Here is a 17,396-nt window from a genome sequence, read left to right on the forward strand (position 1 = left end):
CCCCACTTCTCGTTCACCATTCATCCGATCAGATGAACGCGGGCAGACCATACCCCGTTCGAGCGAACATGGCGCGGGCACTCCGTCACGTCCGCGACCTGCGTGTTTTCGCTGGTCAGCTCGGGGTTACTGACGAGTCGGGTGGGCACGCCGTCCCCTTCGACCCGAGTCGGCACGCGATTCGCCGACAGAAGACTCACGGATTCACCAAATCTCCTTCACATTTACGGGCCGGTGTAGACCACGCCCCCTCAAGACGCCGCCGACCGTTGTTCCTGACCGCCCTCCGACGGAAGAGAGAACACCTCCGACCTGCGTTTCGGGCCGCCGCCGCGCGAGCGGTCACTCGCCCCTGCGGCAGCGGCATCCGGACGGTCACCTCAGGAACCTTCCAGCAGACCGCTCAGCGTCTCGGCGGCGCGTACCGCGGCGTCACCGCAGCAGTTGTTGAACAGGACGTGCAGCTGCTCGGCCCGGTCCGCCAGAAAGCGCAGGCGCGGCAGCCAGGCGGCCAGTTCCCCCCGCGTGTAGGAATGACGGAAGCGGTCCTCCTTGCTTCCGGTCCCCCACGCGGCGCTACGGCCGTGGAAGCGGACCACTGCGAGCCCCGAGGACGTGACGGGTGTGACAGGAGGCATCGAGTGGGGCAGCCCTTGGACCGTGTCGACGGCCACCGCGGTGGCGTCCAGGTCCCTCAACAGCGCGGTGGTGCGCTCCCGCTGGTCCTCGCGCCACCAGTCCGGATGGCGGAACTCCACGGCCATCGGCCACTCGTACGCCCGTTTCCTGGTGGCATGGAGCACGGTCTCCGCCCGCGCGCCCGGACCGAACCACGGCGGGAACTGGAACAGTACGGCGCCCAGCCGGCCGGATTCGCGCAGGGGTCGCAGGGCCGCGCCGAAACGATGCCAGACCTCGTCGAGCAGCTCCGGGTCGCCGAGGGCGTGGTCGCGCAGGTCGGCGGGCAGGGCGGTCTTGCGGGTCGGGTGGCCGGTGAGGAGGGAGAACGCCTTGACATCGAACCGGAAGCTCGGCGGCGTGCGTTCGCTCCAGAGCAGACTGTTGCGCACGCTGGGGAGCGCGTAGTAGCCGGCGTCGACCTCCACGACGGAGAAGCGTTCGGCGTAGTGCCGCAGCCTCCCTTCCGGGTCACGCCGCCCGGGCGGGTACCATCCGCTGGCTACCAGCGCCTTGTCCGTCCACGAACACGTCCCGATCAACAACTCGCCCATACCGGCCGTCCTTTCTTCCTCGCCCCTCTACCCGCGAAAGCCCTCACCTCGCTCCGTGACGAACGGCGGGTTCACGTGTGAGGCCATGGCATGGCGCGACCGCCATGAAGTCGTCCACCGCACCACTGGAAGACGTCGGACGCCGAGGCTCCGGCGATCGGTTACGGAGGGGCCGCGCGCCTCGAACTGCACCCAGAGCCCGGGGCGGAGGCCGGGCTCCTCGGAGCAAAGCGCCGACTCCTCGAGATGTCTCCGCACCTGCCGCAGATGCGGGGTGCGCGGCGCGGCTCTGGCAGGCCGCGGCTTGCCCACCGACAGGTGGATGACGTCGCGCGATCGGGCCCCACGGCCGGTGGCTCGGCCCTGCCGGGATGCGGGAGCCGTCGCTTCCACCATGCGGGCCGCGAAGCACCGGCCCTGCCTGCGTCACCAGGAGGGCCGGTGGGCCGGATGTCCCTGAGGAAAGCCGCTCGGGGGTTCTGTCAGAACGCGAAGACCGTGCTGTCCGCCGTACGGGCCATCAGCTCGCACGGGTTGGCGTAGGTCGCCGACCAGTTGACGCGCCGGCCTCGCCAGACGCCGTCACCTGTGATCGTGACCGGCTTCCACTCGCGGGTGCAGGGGCGGCCTTCCCGTAAACCGGTCAGGCTCGTGAAGTCGCCATCTGCGGAGGCCAGTTCCGCGCAGGCCTCCTTCGGCGCGGGGTGGCTGCCGGACGGTACGGGGGCGCAGGTCAGGGTGACCGCACGGACGACGGTATTGGTCGCCGCGTGCTCACCCTCACTGAGGGTGAGCACGAGTGCCGACGGCGCATAGAGGCTCGCGGGCGCCGCCTCAGCGGCGCCCGTGCCGGTGAAGGCGGTGCCGACGAGCGCGAGGCCGGTCGCGGTGGCGAACGCGGTGGCGCCGAGGGTATGGAAGTAGCGCACGGAGGTGTCCCTTTCGTGGGGTGACAGGGGTGGTGATGCGAGCCGATCGGCTGCGCACCGGAGTCTTGTCGAAGCGGAGGGTGATCGCACACGTGGTCGTAGCTTTCCGGCCGCGCCCGCAACAGCCACCTACCGATTGGTCGTTCGGCCAGTTGAAAGGGTGTGTTCCGGTACTCCGCCCCGCTCCCCGGTCGCGGACGACACGGGAAGTCCAAGCTCGAACGATCCGCTGACCTGCACCGTCGCGGAAAAAGTTCGGGATTTGACCGCCCGTACCCACGCGTCATCGTCCGGAACCCAAGACCTCGGCTCCTCCAGCCGAACCGGGCTGGCCCTCACCACGGCCCCGCCCGGGCTCTGCTGTGGTCCTGCCCCTTACCGACAGCCGCCAGGATCTCCGGCAGCCGCTGGAGTTGCGGCCACGTCGACGGTCACCGCGAAACGTCCGTCCTGAGCGAGGCGGGCGTCGACCGCCCATCCGGGAACGAGCGCGTCGGAGTACCGGCCGTCCGAGATCGCGCGCTCGGCCCGGGCGACCAGTGTGTGCGTACCTGCTCGGCGGTGCTGTTCAGGCCGGACTGCGGCGGGGCCGGCTGCCCGTTTCGGTACCGGTCCCGAGCAGGAGAACGATGGTCCCCGCGGTTCGTGCGGAGCCCGCTTGTCGTCGGCCGCTGACGGCGGAGGCGGGGTGGTCCCCCACTGGTCCCCAAAAATGATCAAGGGGCCGTTTCAGATTACTCTGAAACGGCCCCTGACCTGCGACTCTTTCGAGTCGGGACGACAGGATTTGAACCTGCGACCCCTTGACCCCCAGTCAAGTGCGCTACCAAGCTGCGCCACGTCCCGATACCCGTCTGACCTGGGGTTTCCCCTGGCCGAACGCGCATGAGAACAATACCGCACTTTCTCCGGTGGTCACGTCCGGGTTTCCGACCCGGCCACGCACGCCGGTCAAACCCGTCATACCCGGTTCACTCTCCGTGACGCGCCTCCACGCCCCCAAACGCGCCCGCGCCCCTGCCGCACGAGATCGGAGGCCGGTGTCACGTGGGCAAGGAAGGGGTCGCGGGGGCTCGGGAGGCCGCTCCCCTGGGGAAGCGGGGGCTCATATGGCGACACCAGGCAGTCCCCACGCCATATGCCCGCACCTTCGTTGCCGTTGGCATGTGGCAGAAAGCTGACCGTCGGAAATCGACTGTCGACCGGCTCGAGCAGGCCGAGACCACATGAAACATAGTCAGAAAGGGACGTCAACCATCCAGGTTTCGGACAAACTTGGTGGCGATATTGATCCGTTCCGGAAAGATCAACACCATGAAGAGGTCGGCCTGTTCGGGACGGGACCACTGCCGATGCACCACCTGCGCGGACAACTAGACGAGCAGGCGTTTCGCAGAGGAGAACTCGGATGGACAGCTACTTCAGCAGCCGACTGCATCATGAGCTCAGGCAGACGGTCCGCGACTTCGCGGAGCGTGAGGTTCGGCCACGGATAGCCGAGATGGAGGCCTCCCGGACGGTCCACCACGAGCTCTCCCGCAAGATCGCCGAACAGGGCTGGCTGGGCGCGACAATCAGCCAGGAATACGGCGGTATGGGCGCCGGTCACCTGGCCAAGACGATCATCATCGAGGAGCTCTCCCGGGTCAGCGGCGCCATGGGCGCCATGGTGCAGGCCTCCCAGCTGGGCACCGCCAAGATCGTCCACTTCGGCAGCGACGAACAGCGCAAGACCTGGCTTCCGGAGATCGCCGCGGGCGCGTGCCTGCCGACCATCGCCGTCACCGAGCCCGAGTCCGGCGGTCACGTCCTCGGGATGAGCGCGAGCGCGGTCCGGGACGGCGACGACTACATCCTCAACGGCAGCAAGGTCTTCGTCGGCAACAGCCACGTCGGCGATCTGCACGGCGTCGTGGTCAGGACCGGTCCGGGATCGAAGGGGCTCACGGCCTTCCTGGTCGAATCCGATCGCCCGGGGTTCAGGCTCGGTCCCCAGCAGCAGGCCATGGGCCTCCACGGCTTCAGCTTCGGCGAGCTGATCTTCGAGAACTGCCGGGTCCCGGCCTCGAACCGGCTCGGCGACGAGGGCGACGGCCTCGCCGTCGCGTACTCCTCCAGCGTGCTGTACGGACGGGCCAACCTCACCGCCGTCTCGCTCGGGATCCACCAGGCGATCCTGGAGGAGACCACACGGTTCGCCTCCGAGCGCATCCGGTACGGCAAGCCGCTCCACGAGCTCCCCACGGTCAAGCTGAAGCTGGGGCAGATGCAGTCCCGGCTGATGACCGCCCGGCTGGCCGCGTACCACGCCGTGCACCTGCTCGACCAGGGGCTCTCCTGCGACACCGAGCTCATGAACGCCAAGCTCGTCAACGTCGAGTCGGCGATCGACTCCGGCCGCAGCGCCATGGAGATCCACGCCGCCGCCGGCCTCTTCACGGACCGGGCCATCGAGCGGTACCTCCGCGACGCCCACCACATCTTCGCCCCGGCCGGCACCTCCGACATCCAGCTCCTGCGGCTGGCCGAGGTCGCTCTCGGCCAGGACAAGGGCAGCTGGTCGGAGCGGCTCTCCGACCTTGTCCGCACGCCGGCGCCGGAGCCGGCGCACATCTGATCTCCCACCCCCACGGACCGGGAGCCCCGGTACGGCAGCGGCCGTACCGGGGCTCCCGGGCGTCCGTCGGGACGGATCAGAACATGCCGTCCTCGCGGCGGTGGATCTGCTCCATGAGCTCCGCCGCCATCGCCTTGATCGTCTCCAGACCGGCGCGCCCCCACGGCCGGACGTCGGTGTCGACCACGCAGATGGTGCCCAGCGCGACACCGGTACGGTCGATCAGCGGCGCCCCCATGTAGGAGCGGATGCCGATCTCGTCGACGACCGGGTTTCCCGCGAATCGCGGGTAGTCGCAGACGTCCTCGAGGACGAGCGCCTTGCGCCGTACCACGACGTGCGGGCAGTAGCCGTGGTCACGGGCCATGAAGCGGCCGACGCCGCCCCCGCCCGCCGCCGCTGCGCCCAGGTCGCTGCCCGAGTGCGTGCCCTCCGGGGTGTGCAGCCCCGCGAAGAACTGCCGGTTCTCGTCGATGAAGTTCACCATCGAGAACGGCGCGCCGGTCACCTCGGCGAGCCGGTGGGCGAAGTCGTCGAACGCCGGGTCCGGCCGCTCCCCGAGACCGAGTTCGCGCAGCCGCTGCACGCGGGCGGGCGCCTCCTTGTCGATGGGGGTCAGCAGGAGGTGAGCGGTCGGGTCGTAGGTCATGGCGTGGCTCCGTAGCTCGGCACGGTGTCCGGGATGGTGGTGAGCAGATGCTGCACGAGGGTCAGCAGGGTGCGGATTCCGGAGCTGGAGATCCGGGCGTCGCAGAGGACGACCGGCACCTCCGGCTTGAGGTCGAGGGCGGCTCGTACCTCGTCCGGTTCGTAGCGGTAGGCGCCGTCGAACTCGTTGACCGCCACGACGAACCGGATCCCCCGCCGCTCGAAGAAGTCCACGGCGGAGAAGCACTCCTGGAGCCTGCGGGTGTCGGCCAGGACGACCGCCCCGAGCGCGCCCTCGGAGAGCTCGTCCCACATGAACCAGAAACGCTCCTGGCCCGGGGTTCCGAAGAGGTACAGGACATGACGGTCGTCGAGCGTGATGCGGCCGAAGTCCATGGCGACGGTGGTCGTGGTCTTGGACTCCACGCCCTCCAGACTGTCGGTGGCCGCGCTGACCGAGGTGAGCAGCTCCTCGGTGCTCAGCGGTTCGATCTCGCTGACCGCGCCCACGAGGGTCGTCTTGCCGACGCCGAATCCGCCCGCCACCAGGATCTTGAGCGCGGTGGGGAAGGGGTCGGCCGCGAGACCGTCGTGGCGCTCAGAGCCGTTTTCGTAGGCCATCGAGCACTGCCTCCAGCAAGGAACGGTCGGTTGGGTTGGCGTGGAGGCGGGGAGCCCGGGCGGTCAGCGCCCCGCAGTCCACGAGGTCGGAGAGCAGGACCTTGGTGACGACGGCCGGGAGCCGTAAGTGCGCCGCGATCTCGGCCACCGAGGTGGGCCCCTCGCACAGCCCGAGGGCCAGGCTGTGTTCGGGGCCCATGTGCGGCTGGGGTGACGATCCGGTCGCCATCACCATGGACAGCAGGTCCAGGGCGGTGGTGGGCTTGGTCCGGCCGCCGCTCACGGTGTACGGGCGGATCAGCCGCCCGGCCGCGTCGTCGAGCCAGGGCCCGTCCTGATGAGACGTCACGACTACTGCCCGAGACCGCCCACCGCGCCGGCGGCCTGCCGGGCGGGGGTGACCAGGTACGGCCGGACGCTCTTGACGAGCATCGCCATCTCGTACCCGAGGACGGCGGCGTCCGCCTCGCGCCCGGCGAGGACGGCCAGGCACGTGCCGGAGCCCGCGGTGGAGACGAAGAGGAGGGTGGAGTCGAGCTCCACGACCACCTGGCGGACCTCGCCGCCGTCGCCGAACCGGGCGCCCGCGCTGCGGCCGAGCGAGTAGAGCCCGGAGGCGAGGGCCGCCATGTGGTCGGCGGCGTCGGGGTCGAGACCGTGCACGGATTTCACGAGACCGTCGGAGGAGAGGAGGACGGCGTTGCGGGTGTACGGGACCCGCTGGACCAGTCCGCTGAGCAGCCAGTCGAGGTCCGAGGAATGGCCGGTGGGCACATTGCTCGCCATGGTGCATCTACTCCTTGTGCGCGTCGTCGGGACGCGGCGATTCATGGGGGGCGGGCTGGGATTCGGCGAGGCCGATACCGCGCTGGAACGCGGCCATCAGGCCCGGGTCGTGCAGAGCGTGCTCCTCGGTCCTGCGGGTCACGGGCTGGTCCCGCAGCTGCGGGACGATGTGCTCCTGTGCGCGCCGCTTGGGGAGCAGGGGCCGGCCGTCCTCATCGGCCCGGGGAGCCGGGCGGAGCGGCGAGAGCAGGTGCTCCGGGGGCCCCGGGCGCTCGGCACCGGACTGCCGGGCCGGTACGGGGGCGTGACCGGGGTCCCCGTACGCGCTCGGCCGCTCGCTCGTGCGGGCGTAGGGGTACGACCCGGGCGCGGGGCTCTCCTGCTGAAGCGGTGCGGCCCGCTCGGGGGAGGGCGAGGGTACGGGGGCCGTGGCGGCCGTCCCGTTCATGGCCGGTGTCCCGTTCATGGCCGGTGTCCCGTTCATGGCCGGTGTCCCGCTCATGGAAGCCGGCGCGGGCGCTTGCAGGTGGCCGGAGACGGGGCCCGTGGTGTGGCCGGAGGTGTGCGCCACGACCGGGGCCGGGGCATGGCTCGGCGCGGGGGCCGGGGCGTGGGCCGGGAGGGGACTCGGCGCGGGGGCGGGGGCCGGGGCGGGGACATGGCTCGACGCGGCGGCCCCGGGCAGGCCCTGCGGCTGCATCTGCACCTGGCCGGGCGGGATCGCCGCGGAGCCGACGGTCGCGGCGGTCTGGCGCTCGTGCTGCGCGAGGCCCTCGGGGTCGGAGCCGAGAAGGCCCTGCGGGAGGACGAGGACGGCCTGGACACCGCCGTAGATGTTGGACTGGAGGCGCACGGCGATGCCGTGCCGGCGGGCGAGCGCCGAGACGACGAAGAGTCCGATGCGGCCGTCCTGGAGCAGATGCGCGACGTTGACCTGGTCGGGATCGGCGAGCAGGGCGTTCATCTTGTTCTGCTCGGTGACGGGCATGCCCAGTCCCCGGTCCTCGACCTCGATCGCGAGGCCCGCCGTGACGTACTGGGCGCGCAGCAGCACCGTGGTGTGCGGCGCGGAGAACAGCGTCGCGTTCTCGACGAGTTCGGCGAGAAGGTGGATGACGTCGGCCACGGCATGGCCCCGGAGCGTACCGTCGATCGGGGGGACGAGCTTCACGCGCGGGTACTGCTCGACCTCGGCGATGGAGGAGCGCAGCACCTCGGTCATGGTGACCGGATTCGACCACTGGCGGCGGGAGATGGCGCCGCCGAGCACGGCGAGGTTCTCGGCGTGGCGGCGGATGCGGGTGGCCAGGTGGTCGACGTGGAACAGGCCCTTGAGCAGCTCCGGGTCCTCGACCTCGTTCTCCAGCTCGTCGAGGAGCTGGATCTCGCGGTGGACCAGGGACTGGAGGCGTCGGGCGAGGTTGACGAAAACCTCGACCTTCTGTTCGTTTCCGACGCTGCTGGAGAGCCGGGACGCCTCCACGACGGCTGCCACGGCGGCCTCGTGAGACCTTGTCAGCTCCTGCGACAGCAGATCGAATTCGTCACCGGACCCGGGGGCGGCCGGCTGCGCGGGACGGGGCGGGGGGCCTTCGCCCCTGCGCAGTTGTTCGACGACCGTCCGGAGTTCGCTCTGGCCGCGGGCGCTGGCGCGGCGCAGGGAGTTGCAGCGGTCCAGGACGGCCTTGGCGGCCCGGTCGGCGCCCAGCGCGGCGGCCGTCAGGGAGGCGACGGTGAGGGCGGCGGCGCCGGTGAGCGCGGCCCAGAGGCCGGGCGTGGGAGTGGCTCCGGTGGAGCGGATGGTGAAAAGAACGGCCGCTGCCCCGCCGAGGGCCACCGCGACGGCGGGGAGGACGGAGGTGCGCAGGAGCTGGGGGCGTATGCGGGCTTCCGCGGGAAGCGGTGCGCTGGTCTGCGCCGGGGGGTTGCTGTGGGTACCGGTGGCGGAGCGGGCACCTGGCCGGCCGTGCCGTCCGCCCTCGCGTCGATCGGACCGCGAGGCGGGTGCGCGAAGTTGAGACATGAGTGTCCTTGGTACGTGCCCAGGATTCGGCGTACTGCGGGGGGCGTTCTGCAGGGGGTCGACGGGGGAGGTTTTCTACAGACGTGCGACGAGCCTACCGATGATCATCAACCACACACTGTAGTCGTCAACCGTTCATGTGCGGTGCGCAGTTGGCAAACTTACCCGTAGAGCGGGCCGCTCTGGTATTGCCCCTGGTACGACAGGCCGAGAGCGATCGGCCGAAAGTCGCCGCTCCGACCCGGAGGGGCTGCGGCGAGCGGGAGCGGAAGAGGGCGGAGGCGTTCTCACGCCTCCGCCCTCTGCGGAAATCGTCTCCGACCGGAATCCTCTGGAGGAGGGCGGCAGGGCCGGCCCCCAGGGGGTACGCGCGCACCCGCGTCTGGCTCCTGCGTGGCCCTCCGTCCCGGGGAACGGGAGCGGCTCAGGCCCACGGACCTAGGCGTACGCCGTCCTCGCCCCGACCGTCCGGTGACGGTCGGTAAGAGCGGAAGCTCCCCGGCCACCCGCGAAGCCGACCTCCGGCCCTGGCGGACCGTGACCGGTCCCCCGGCCCGACAAAGCCCTGTGCGGGGTGACCCAAGGCTCAGACCGACCCGCGCCAGGCCCCCGTCTCCTGGCCGCCGCGCTGCTCGATGAAGGACTTGAACCGCTTGAGGTCGCCCGTCACCTGCCGCTTGACGAGACCGAGCTTGTCACCGACCGTCTCGGCGACGCCCTCGGGTTCGAAGTCCATCTGGAGCATGACCTTCGTGCGCGCGTCGCTCAGGCGGTGGAAGGTGACCACGCCGGCCTGCCCGACCTCTCCGTCGACCGTCGTCCAGGCAACCCGCTCGTCCGGGATCTGCTCGGTGATGACGGCGTCGAACTCCCGCCGCACGCCGTCGATCTCCGTCACCCAGTGCGTCAGCGTGTCCGTCCGCTGCTCGATCCGCTCCACCCCGTCCATGAACCGGGGGAACGTCTCGAACTGGGTCCACTGGTCGTACGCGGCGCGGACCGGGACGTCGACCTCGACGGACTCCTCGACCTTCGACATGGTGAACACCCTTCTGCTGATCGGATCGTGCCGGGTATGGCACGGATTGCTTGTCTTCGCGTATCCCGTACGGCGCCGCTCACACCTCATCCGACCCGCGGCATGCCCGCCGCCACTCAGCGGGCGGCGTCGAGGGCGTCGCTCCGGTCGTCGCCCTCGGCCTCCGGGGCCGGTGCGTCCCATGGGGCGGGGGCCGCCGATGCGGTCCAGTCGTCCAGGGCCGCGCCGTCGACGCAGAGGATGCCGCTCATGGCTGCGTACTCCAGGGCCGGCGCGGTGAACGAACTGGTCGTCACGATGACGGCCACGTCGGCCTGGTGGACGGTGAAGCAGGTGCCGCCGAAGCGCTGGAGGTCCTGGGATCCGACCCGGTGGTCGTCCGCGTAGTGCTTGCACTGGAGCACCGCACGGCGTCCGTCCGCGGTCGTCGCGACGACGTCGGCGCCGAGGTCGCCCGCACCCCCCACCACCTCCACGGCGGAGCAACCGTCCCGGGCGCAGAGCGCGGCGACGGTGTGCTCGAAGCCGTCGGCGTCGACGGACGCGTGGTCCAGTGCGTCGGTGCCGACGGGGGGCGGCTCGACGGGGACCTCGGGCCGCGGGTGGGGACGGCGGCGGGTGGGGGCGACGCTCCAGCGGGCCATCGCCAGTCCGAGGCCGAGGACCGCCACGAGTGCCACGGGTATGAGGGGCATCCCCGCCCCGGTCTCGTGGGCGGTCTTGAGCAGCAGCAACGCTCCGCCGCCGACGGCCCCGGCGAGCCCGACCGCCAACGCCACGTCGCGCCCGGTCCTCCCCGAGCCTTTCCCGACCGCGCTCCTGCCCTTGCCGCCGACCATTGCCATGCGGGCCCCCTCCTGGTGTGCGACGCGTTCGGCCCTCGCTCCCGCCCTCAGGCCGGGGCTGCGGGACCGCGCCGGTGTGGCCGACTCCCGTCTAACCCCGTACGCCCTTTCGAAACGACAGCGCCTCCGATGCCTGTGCCGGACCACCGCCCTGAGCCCCGGACGCCGTCCCCACGCGACGACGGCGACCTCACCACCAGCGTCGAAACCGGCGGTACCGTCCTCCAGTTGGGCCATGTGCGCGGTGACACCACCCTGCGGCAGCCGACGGACACCGGACCGGCGTTTCCCCTCGCCATTCGCCGACCACTACTCCTGGAGCCATCGTGTTGATCCGGATACGACCGGGCCGCCTGGCCGGTCTGCTGCTGTCGACCGCACTCGCCGCCGGCGGCCTGACCGGCTGCTCGTTCCTCTCCCCCTTCAAGAGCTGCGAAGGAACCAAGAGCCGGGTGAAGGACCTGGGATCGCTCCCCATCCTCGAATCCAGGCCCGCGAGAGCGACCGTCCCCAGGGACTTCGAGGACCTCGCCCCCGGGTGCCTCGACGACAGCGGGGACGCCTGGCTGTTCGCCGAGCGCACGTACGCCTTCCCCGGCACCAGGTCCGAGGTGCTCGAGCACTACCGAACGGCGGCGGAACGCGACGGCTGGAAACTGGAGCCGGACCCCGGGCAGCCGCCCGTACCCGCGGAGACGGCGGGGCTGTGTTTCACCAAGGGCGCGGACGGGGAGGCCATGATGCTGACCGTCTCCTTCATGACGGCCCGGGAGTTCGCGTTCGAGGGCTACAAGGCCGGTCCCGAATTCGCCTCGGGATCCGGCTTCCGCATCGCAGCCGGTTCGGAGACCGACGGCGCGAGGACCGGGTGCTGGGACTAGGGGGTGTCTCGTCGATCATGCCGGGATCGCCCGGCACCGCGCCGCGGGCCCCGTCAGTTCGGGAAGGAGAAGTAGAGCGCCTCGCTGTAGAAGGACGCGAAGTGCCTCTGCCAGTCGGCCCGGACCGAGGCCAGCCAGTCGTCGTTCTGGCCGACGATCGCCGCCTCGGCCTTGGCGACGGCGTCGGGGATGTCCTCGGCCACCAGACGCCGCACGCTCGCTGCCGGATCCTCGCCCGTCATCGAGATGATCTCCCCGGTCTCGAGGACGAAGTACTGTGCCTGCTGCTTCTCGAGGTGGGCCGTGGTCCTCGCGGCGCATTCGGCGAACTCGGCGTCGTCCTCCAAGCCCTTGCCGACCGCGTGCAGGAGGTCACGGAGCAGGGCCGCCCCGGCGGCGTACTCCGCGGCGATGCCGATCGGAGGATTCCAGATCATGGACGGGACGATCGTCGTTCCGCGCCCCGCCATGAGTTTGTGCGCGAGCGGGATGTCCCAGTTGTGCTCGGATATGCACCGGATCCGCTGGGGGAGCTCCGCCTCGCTCGGCATCGAGTCCGCGGAGTAGAGATAGGAACGGTTTGCCATGGCGGGGACGCTAGCACCGGGATCCGACACTGCCGGCTCCGTCGGACTCCTGGGCGTCTCGTCGGGTACACCGCGAGCCCGGCCTGGTCGGCGCGACGAAACCCCGCCGCGCCGACGGCGGTACGCCGCGCGCCGCCGCGCCGGGCGGTCGAAGCGGCACCCCGAGCGGCGGACGACACCGCTCCGCGCCAGAATGGAGCCCACCCGCACAGTGTGCTCGGCCGAGCTCTCCGCGCTGCGCGGGCACCTGCCCCCGTACCCGAGGAGCTGACCGTGGCCGGCCTCGACGGCTTCACCGACGTACTCGACTACCCGATGTACGCCGTCACGGCGTCGGCCGACGGCGAGCAGGGCGGCTGCCTGGTGGGCTTCGCCTCGCAATGCTCGATCGACCCGCCCCGTTTCATGGTGTGGCTCTCCACCGCCAACCGCACCTACCGCATCGCGCGCCGCGCCTCGCACCTCGCGGTCCACGCCCTGCGCCGGGACCAGAAGGAGGTCGCCGAGCTGTTCGGAGGCCGGACCGGCGACGACATCGACAAGTTCGGCCGGATCGCCTGGCGTCCGGGGGAGGGCGGAGCGCCGGTACTGGACGACTCCTGCGCCTGGCTCGTGGGCCGGGTGGAGAACCTCGTCGAGGGAGCCGGAGGAGACCACGTCGGCTTCCTGCTCGTCCCCGTCACGCAGAGCCCGCCCGGCCCGGTCAGGCCGCCGCTGCTCCGGTTCAGTGACGTGGCAGACCTCTCGCCGGGTCACCCGGCCTGAGATCACGGTTCCGGATCCTCCCTGCCGAAGCTCCGCTCCCGGAGGCCGCAAGCGGAAGAGACGCCTACTCTTGGATTGAAGCCTCAGCGGAATCGGAGGACACCATGATCGTCCTCGGCATCATCTTGCTCGTCATCGGCTTTGTGGTCGGCATCAACATTCTCTGGACCATCGGGATCATCCTCGTGGTGATCGGCGTCATCCTCTGGATCCTGGGCGCGGTCGGTCACCAGGTCGGTGGGCGTCGGCACTACTGGTAGCCAGCCCGAACAGTCCCGGCCACCGGCGTCTCCGGTGATCGCGATGCCCTCCGGCGCCGAGCCACGGGCCGCGTCGCCCAGCCACCGCGCGTCCGGTCGTGGTCGCCTCCCCGAAGGCGCCCAGTGGACGGGTATGCGAAGCCCTCGTCGAGCGCTTGGACATCCCGGCGTCGTCGATGCCGTACTTCGCCGTCGACGACGCCGCCCCGAACGGCCGCCCGGATCGGCGAACGCTGTGCCGCCATGACCGCCTCGGGACCGGGGGTCGGCCGGTGCGGTCCTTTCGGAGCGGTTCAGGTCGACGCCCGGACCAGCCGCGCGGTGGAATCCTCAATTCGCTTGCGACTGCCCAGGTGAGCTGGAGCAAGATGCTCCCATGGACGTGGAAAGCTGCGTGGCCGAGGTCATCGAGCGAGAGCTGCAGTTGCTGAGTCCGGCCGGCCGGTCCTCCAGGGCACTGGCGGACGAACTCCTCGATCCGGAGTTCGTGGAGGTGGGGGCCTCAGGGCGCAGGTGGGATCGCCCGTCGATGCTCTCGGCGCTGCCGGACATGCAGGGTGCGGCCGACGATGGCCCGCAGTATGTGCCCACTGAGATGACGGGCACCGTACTGGCGCCCGGGGTGGTGCATCTGACGTTCGAAACCATGATCGATGGCAGACGAGCCCGGAGGAGCTCGATCTGGCGGAAGTCGGACGAGGAATCCGGGTGGCGGATGTATTACCACCAGGCCACGCCCGTGCCGAACGCATGAGGCGGTGAGCCCGTTCCGGCGGCATTGCTGAGCGAGGCGCCGTAGCGCTGCACACCCGCGGAGCCGGCTCACGGGTCAGCCGTCGTTCCGTCCTTGGAAAGAGAGCTGACCCGCTCCTGGCCGACGGGTATGGTGCACGCATCCTCGTCGTCCAGCGGCCAAGGACACCGGTCTCCGGTTCGCCCGGAATCGGAACCCGGGTTCAAATCCCGGCGAGGCCATCCGGGAGTGATCCCCCTCCGATCGGCGAGGGCCCGGACCACCGGGTGGTCGGCAGGCGCACCGGTCCCGCCGGTGTCGTCCTCGCTCGGCGTCACCGATCGCCCGCCAGGTCGAGGTCGTCGCTGCGCGTGTCCTCCGTCGCGACCTCGATACCCCGGGGGCCGAGCCACGGGCGTTCGATCGGACGGGACACCGGCAGCCACCACGGCTCCTCGGGCAGCTTCCCCGCCGGCTCGAACGGCTCGCCCGGCCGGGGGGTGGCCACCGCCTGGCCGGCCTTCTCGGCCGCGTCCCTCGTCCACTCCCCCGGCTCCGCCCAGGCGTGCGGGGCGAGGTTGAAGGTGCCCCAGTGGATCGGCAGCAGGACACCGCCCGGGGTGCCTCCCTGCAGGTCGAGGTGGGTCTGGACACCCTCGGCGGGCGTCATGTGGATGTCGGCCCAGAACTCCGAGTAGGCACCGATCTGGATCATCGTGGCGTCGAAGGGGCCATGCGCGGCGCCGATGTCCTTGAAGCCGGAGAAGTAGCCGGTGTCGCCGCTGTGGAAGATCCGGTGGGACGGTCCCGCCACGACCCAGGACGCCCAGAGGGTGTGCTGCTTGTTGCGAAGTCCCCGGCCGCAGAAGTGCCGGGCCGGGGTGGCGGTGAGCCTCAGCTCGCCGATCTCGGTGGACTCGTTCCAGTCCAGCTCGCGCAGGCGGGAGGCGGGCACTCCCCAGTGCTCCAGGTGCGCACCGACGCCCAGCGGCACCGCGAAGAGCGTGTCGGTGCCGGCCAGGGCCTTGATCGTGGGCAGGTCGAGGTGGTCGTAGTGGTCGTGCGAGATCACGACCACGTCCACCGGGCCGAGTGCGGCGAGCGGCACAGGCACCGGGTGGAGCCGCTTGGGGCCCGCGAAGGGGAACGGCGAGCAGCGGTCGCCCCAGACCGGATCGAAGAGGACCCGGTGGCCGTCGATCTCCGCCAGGACGCTGGAGTGCCCCATCCAGGTCAGGCGCAGACCGGTGGCCGGCGGCCTGGCCAGGTCGGCGAGGGTGGTGGGGTGGACGGGGATCGCGCCGGTGGGGGCTCGGCGCGCGCGCCCCTCCTTCTCGAAGTAGATCTTGGCCAGCTCGACGCTTGACCCGGAGGGGCCGCGTCGCGCCGGTTCGGGGTTCTGGAAGATCCCGTCCGCGAAGTTCGGCGAGCGGCGGATCCGGGCGAGACGCTCACCCGTGGGATCCGCGCCGAAGGACTCGGGGCGCAGCGCGCGCAGCCGGGCCCGCGGGGAACGGTCGGAGCCGGTACCGGTCACAGGACCTCCTGATCTCTGGGGGTCGTTCCATTATGAGCGGCCCGCACCGGAGTCGGCCGGGCGGTCGGGCGGCCGGGCGGTCGGGCGGTCGGGCGGTCGGGCGGTCGGGCGGTCGGGCGGTCGGGCGGTCGGCCGTACTGAACCGCCGTTCAGTACGACTCGCCCTTCCCTCCTGGAGACACCCCGATGAACGCCCCTCCCCTGCTCTCCGTCGGCTGGACCGACCATGTGACTGGATGCCGGGGCCACCTGGTGGTCGACCGGCTGGTGCGCGGGGTGGCCGGCGGGGGTCTGCGGATGCGCGAGGGGTGCACGGCCGAGGAGGTCGCCGGGCTCGCCCGCGGCACGACCATGAAGGAGGCCCTGCACTACGACCCGTCCGCCCGGTACGTGCCGCTGGGCGGCGCTAAGGGCGGTATCGACTGCGATCCCCGTTCCCCCGAGGCGTACGGGGTGCTCGTGCGCTACCTGCGGGCGATGCGGCCGTACGTCGAGCGGTTCTGGACCGCCGGCGAGGACCTCGGGCTCACCCAGGACCTCGTCGACCGTGCCGTGGCCGAGGCCAGGCTCGTCTCCTCGGTCCAGGCCGTGTACCCGCTCCTGGAGGACGAGGCGGCGGCCCGGAAACGGCTCGCCGACGCCTTCGCGATCGACGTGGACGGCATCGGACTCGACGAGCCGGTCGACGGCCTCGGGGTCGCCGAGTCCGTGCTCGTCGCCCTCGACCGGGCCGGTCGACCGTACGCGGGGACCCGGGTGTCCGTGCAGGGGCTCGGCACGATGGGCGGGGCGACGGCCCGTTTCCTGGCCCGCGCCGGGCTGCGGGTGGGGGCGGTCGCCGACGTCCGGGGCACGATCGTCGACCCGGACGGCCTCGACGTCGAGGCGCTGCTCGCCGCCCGGGACGCGCACGGGACCGTCGACCGCTCCGCGCTGCATCCCGGCGACCGCGAGGAGCCAGGACCCGCCTGGCTCTCGGCCGACGCCGAGGTCCTCGTCCCCGCGGCCGTCTCGTACGCCATCGACACCGCGAACCAGGACCGGATCACCGCCCGCTGGATCGCCGAGGCGGCCAACACGCCGGTCCTTCCGGAGGCCGAGGCGGCGCTCGCAGCGCGCGGAGTGACCGTGCTGCCGGACGTGGGCGTGAACTCGTGCACCAACGCCTGGTGGTGGTGGACGCTCTTCGGCGACATCGAGGCCGACGCCGGTCAGGCCTTCGACCGGAGGCGCGCGGGGTCGCGTCCGTGCGGATCTCCGACGTGGCCTCCGCGCTCGGCGTGAGCAACGCACTTGTGCTCTACCACTTCTCGTCGAAGGAGCAGCTGGTCGCCGCGGCCTTCGCGCACGCCGCCGAGGCCGACCTCGCCCGGCTGCCGCGGCTGCTCGGACGGCGCTCCCCGGCGGTACGACGATTGCGGGCCGCGGTGCGCTGGTACGCCCCCACAGGCCGGGCCAAGGGATGGCGGCTGTGGATCGAGGGCTGGTCGGTCTCGCTGCGCGATCCGGAGCTGCGCCGGGTCGCGGCCTCCCTCGATCAGGAGTGGAAGACGGCGCTGACCCGGGTGATCGAGGAGGGGGTGGCCGCCGGGGAGTTCCGCTGCGCGGATCCCGCCGCCGCGGCCTGGCGGCTCACCGCCTTCCTCGACGGCCTCGCCGTCCAGACGACGGCCTACACCGGCCCCCTCTCGCGCACCACGATGCTCCGCTGGGCGGACGCGGCCCTCATCCGGGAGCTCGACCCCCCCGGACGAGCAGCCGACACCCGAACCCCCGCAGATCGAGACCGGTGCCGAACACGAGGACGACGCTAGGGCCCGGCACTGACAAACGGTCGGCAGCCGCCCCGGCGAGGGGCGTTGTCGGTGCCGCTTGGTAGAACTCTCTCCATCA

18 protein-coding genes and 2 tRNA genes are annotated in these 17,396 nt (G+C 71.1%); 8 read left to right on the forward strand and 12 right to left on the reverse strand.

Annotated elements, in window-relative coordinates; all coding sequences use genetic code 11:
• Positions 1–380: 380 nt before the first annotated feature.
• The 3 genes from ACZ51I_RS09195 to ACZ51I_RS09205 form a co-directional block, all read right to left on the reverse strand.
• Positions 381–1,232 carry a DUF72 domain-containing protein gene (locus ACZ51I_RS09195; protein WP_468873030.1) on the reverse strand — a complete coding sequence of 284 codons (852 nt, stop codon included), beginning with the start codon at positions 1,230–1,232 and terminating at the stop codon, positions 381–383.
• A 482-nt stretch (positions 1,233–1,714) separates the two neighbouring features.
• On the reverse strand, positions 1,715–2,161 hold the full coding sequence (locus tag ACZ51I_RS09200; RefSeq protein WP_468873032.1) for a subtilase-type protease inhibitor: 447 nt from the start codon (positions 2,159–2,161) through the stop codon (positions 1,715–1,717).
• A 772-nt stretch (positions 2,162–2,933) separates the two neighbouring features.
• Positions 2,934–3,007, reverse strand: a tRNA-Pro gene (locus tag ACZ51I_RS09205).
• A 562-nt stretch (positions 3,008–3,569) separates the two neighbouring features.
• On the opposite strand from ACZ51I_RS09205, the gene ACZ51I_RS09210 reads away from it, so the two are divergent.
• The gene (locus ACZ51I_RS09210) at positions 3,570–4,778 is read left to right on the forward strand and encodes an acyl-CoA dehydrogenase family protein (RefSeq protein WP_468873034.1); all 1,209 of its coding nucleotides are present in this window, start codon (positions 3,570–3,572) and stop codon (positions 4,776–4,778) included.
• Between the two features lie 76 nt (positions 4,779–4,854).
• Here the strand turns inward: ACZ51I_RS09210 and ACZ51I_RS09215 are convergent, their stop codons facing one another.
• The 7 genes from ACZ51I_RS09215 to ACZ51I_RS09245 all read right to left on the reverse strand — a co-directional run bounded on the left by ACZ51I_RS09215 (position 4,855) and on the right by ACZ51I_RS09245 (position 10,734).
• Positions 4,855–5,427 (reverse strand): GAF domain-containing protein, encoded by a 573-nt coding sequence (locus tag ACZ51I_RS09215; protein WP_468873035.1) that lies wholly within the window; start codon positions 5,425–5,427, stop codon positions 4,855–4,857.
• Positions 5,424–6,047 carry a GTP-binding protein gene (locus tag ACZ51I_RS09220; protein ID WP_468873037.1) on the reverse strand — a complete coding sequence of 208 codons (624 nt, stop codon included), beginning with the start codon at positions 6,045–6,047 and terminating at the stop codon, positions 5,424–5,426. Before ACZ51I_RS09220 ends, ACZ51I_RS09215 begins: the two co-directional genes overlap by 4 nt.
• Positions 6,025–6,396: a DUF742 domain-containing protein gene (locus tag ACZ51I_RS09225; protein WP_468873040.1), complete on the reverse strand. Its 372-nt coding sequence runs from the start codon at positions 6,394–6,396 to the stop codon at positions 6,025–6,027. The genes ACZ51I_RS09220 and ACZ51I_RS09225 overlap by 23 nt, the downstream gene beginning before the upstream one ends.
• A 2-nt stretch (positions 6,397–6,398) precedes the next feature.
• Positions 6,399–6,833: a roadblock/LC7 domain-containing protein gene (locus ACZ51I_RS09230; protein WP_041132185.1), complete on the reverse strand. Its 435-nt coding sequence runs from the start codon at positions 6,831–6,833 to the stop codon at positions 6,399–6,401.
• A gap of 7 nt (positions 6,834–6,840) precedes the next feature.
• Positions 6,841–8,856: a sensor histidine kinase gene (locus tag ACZ51I_RS09235; RefSeq protein ID WP_468873042.1), complete on the reverse strand. Its 2,016-nt coding sequence runs from the start codon at positions 8,854–8,856 to the stop codon at positions 6,841–6,843.
• A gap of 586 nt (positions 8,857–9,442) precedes the next feature.
• Complete coding sequence (locus ACZ51I_RS09240) at positions 9,443–9,895, reverse strand: SRPBCC family protein (protein ID WP_468873045.1); 453 nt, start codon at positions 9,893–9,895, stop codon at positions 9,443–9,445.
• Positions 9,896–10,011: 116 nt separating this feature from the next.
• A complete protein-coding gene (locus ACZ51I_RS09245; protein WP_468873813.1) occupies positions 10,012–10,734 on the reverse strand; it encodes a restriction endonuclease in 723 nt (240 codons plus the stop codon).
• 332 nt (positions 10,735–11,066) lie between these two features.
• Between ACZ51I_RS09245 and ACZ51I_RS09250 the strand changes: the two genes are divergently transcribed.
• Positions 11,067–11,621 carry a hypothetical protein gene (locus tag ACZ51I_RS09250; RefSeq protein ID WP_468873047.1) on the forward strand — a complete coding sequence of 185 codons (555 nt, stop codon included), beginning with the start codon at positions 11,067–11,069 and terminating at the stop codon, positions 11,619–11,621.
• Between the two features lie 53 nt (positions 11,622–11,674).
• Here ACZ51I_RS09250 and ACZ51I_RS09255 read toward each other — a convergent pair whose 3' ends face one another.
• Positions 11,675–12,208, reverse strand: a complete 534-nt coding sequence (locus tag ACZ51I_RS09255) for a DUF7822 domain-containing protein (RefSeq protein ID WP_468873049.1) — start codon at positions 12,206–12,208, stop codon at positions 11,675–11,677.
• Positions 12,209–12,481: 273 nt separating this feature from the next.
• Here ACZ51I_RS09255 and ACZ51I_RS09260 point away from each other — a divergent pair, with 273 nt between their 5' ends.
• The 4 genes from ACZ51I_RS09260 (at position 12,482) to ACZ51I_RS09275 (ending at position 14,208) form a co-directional block, all read left to right on the forward strand.
• On the forward strand, positions 12,482–12,973 hold the full coding sequence (locus ACZ51I_RS09260; protein WP_468873051.1) for a flavin reductase family protein: 492 nt from the start codon (positions 12,482–12,484) through the stop codon (positions 12,971–12,973).
• Between the two features lie 104 nt (positions 12,974–13,077).
• Positions 13,078–13,233 (forward strand): DUF6131 family protein, encoded by a 156-nt coding sequence (locus ACZ51I_RS09265; protein ID WP_468873054.1) that lies wholly within the window; start codon positions 13,078–13,080, stop codon positions 13,231–13,233.
• 376 nt (positions 13,234–13,609) lie between these two features.
• Complete coding sequence (locus ACZ51I_RS09270; protein WP_468873056.1) at positions 13,610–13,987, forward strand: nuclear transport factor 2 family protein; 378 nt, start codon at positions 13,610–13,612, stop codon at positions 13,985–13,987.
• Between the two features lie 142 nt (positions 13,988–14,129).
• Positions 14,130–14,208: transfer RNA gene (locus ACZ51I_RS09275), tRNA-OTHER, on the forward strand.
• Between the two features lie 92 nt (positions 14,209–14,300).
• On the opposite strand, the gene ACZ51I_RS09280 is transcribed toward ACZ51I_RS09275, so the two are convergent.
• Entirely contained in the window at positions 14,301–15,503 is a 1,203-nt protein-coding gene (locus ACZ51I_RS09280; protein WP_468873059.1) for an MBL fold metallo-hydrolase, read from the reverse strand.
• A gap of 186 nt (positions 15,504–15,689) precedes the next feature.
• Here ACZ51I_RS09280 and ACZ51I_RS09285 point away from each other — a divergent pair, with 186 nt between their 5' ends.
• Positions 15,690–16,787, forward strand: a complete 1,098-nt coding sequence (locus ACZ51I_RS09285) for a Glu/Leu/Phe/Val dehydrogenase dimerization domain-containing protein (RefSeq protein ID WP_468873061.1) — start codon at positions 15,690–15,692, stop codon at positions 16,785–16,787.
• On the forward strand, positions 16,676–17,317 hold the full coding sequence (locus ACZ51I_RS09290) for a TetR/AcrR family transcriptional regulator (protein ID WP_468873063.1): 642 nt from the start codon (positions 16,676–16,678) through the stop codon (positions 17,315–17,317). Before ACZ51I_RS09285 ends, ACZ51I_RS09290 begins: the two co-directional genes overlap by 112 nt.
• The last annotated feature ends 79 nt before the right edge of the window (positions 17,318–17,396 follow it).

Source organism: Streptomyces sp. NPDC034084 (assembly GCF_055575535.1).

Excerpts from the sequence above, each read along its gene's own strand:
- ACZ51I_RS09285 (WP_468873061.1), top strand. The coding sequence starts at position 15,690 with ATGAACGCCCCTCCCCTGCTCTCCGTCGGCTGGACCGACCATGTGACT.
- ACZ51I_RS09265 (WP_468873054.1), top strand. The coding sequence starts at position 13,078 with ATGATCGTCCTCGGCATCATCTTGCTCGTCATCGGCTTTGTGGTCGGC.
- ACZ51I_RS09215 (WP_468873035.1), bottom strand. The coding sequence starts at position 5,427 with ATGACCTACGACCCGACCGCTCACCTCCTGCTGACCCCCATCGACAAG.
- ACZ51I_RS09195 (WP_468873030.1), bottom strand. The coding sequence starts at position 1,232 with ATGGGCGAGTTGTTGATCGGGACGTGTTCGTGGACGGACAAGGCGCTG.
- ACZ51I_RS09245 (WP_468873813.1), bottom strand. The coding sequence starts at position 10,734 with ATGGTCGGCGGCAAGGGCAGGAGCGCGGTCGGGAAAGGCTCGGGGAGG.
- ACZ51I_RS09220 (WP_468873037.1), bottom strand. The coding sequence starts at position 6,047 with ATGGCCTACGAAAACGGCTCTGAGCGCCACGACGGTCTCGCGGCCGAC.
- ACZ51I_RS09230 (WP_041132185.1), bottom strand. The coding sequence starts at position 6,833 with ATGGCGAGCAATGTGCCCACCGGCCATTCCTCGGACCTCGACTGGCTG.
- ACZ51I_RS09240 (WP_468873045.1), bottom strand. The coding sequence starts at position 9,895 with ATGTCGAAGGTCGAGGAGTCCGTCGAGGTCGACGTCCCGGTCCGCGCC.
- ACZ51I_RS09255 (WP_468873049.1), bottom strand. The coding sequence starts at position 12,208 with ATGGCAAACCGTTCCTATCTCTACTCCGCGGACTCGATGCCGAGCGAG.
- ACZ51I_RS09235 (WP_468873042.1), bottom strand. The coding sequence starts at position 8,856 with ATGTCTCAACTTCGCGCACCCGCCTCGCGGTCCGATCGACGCGAGGGC.
- ACZ51I_RS09210 (WP_468873034.1), top strand. The coding sequence starts at position 3,570 with ATGGACAGCTACTTCAGCAGCCGACTGCATCATGAGCTCAGGCAGACG.
- ACZ51I_RS09270 (WP_468873056.1), top strand. The coding sequence starts at position 13,610 with ATGGACGTGGAAAGCTGCGTGGCCGAGGTCATCGAGCGAGAGCTGCAG.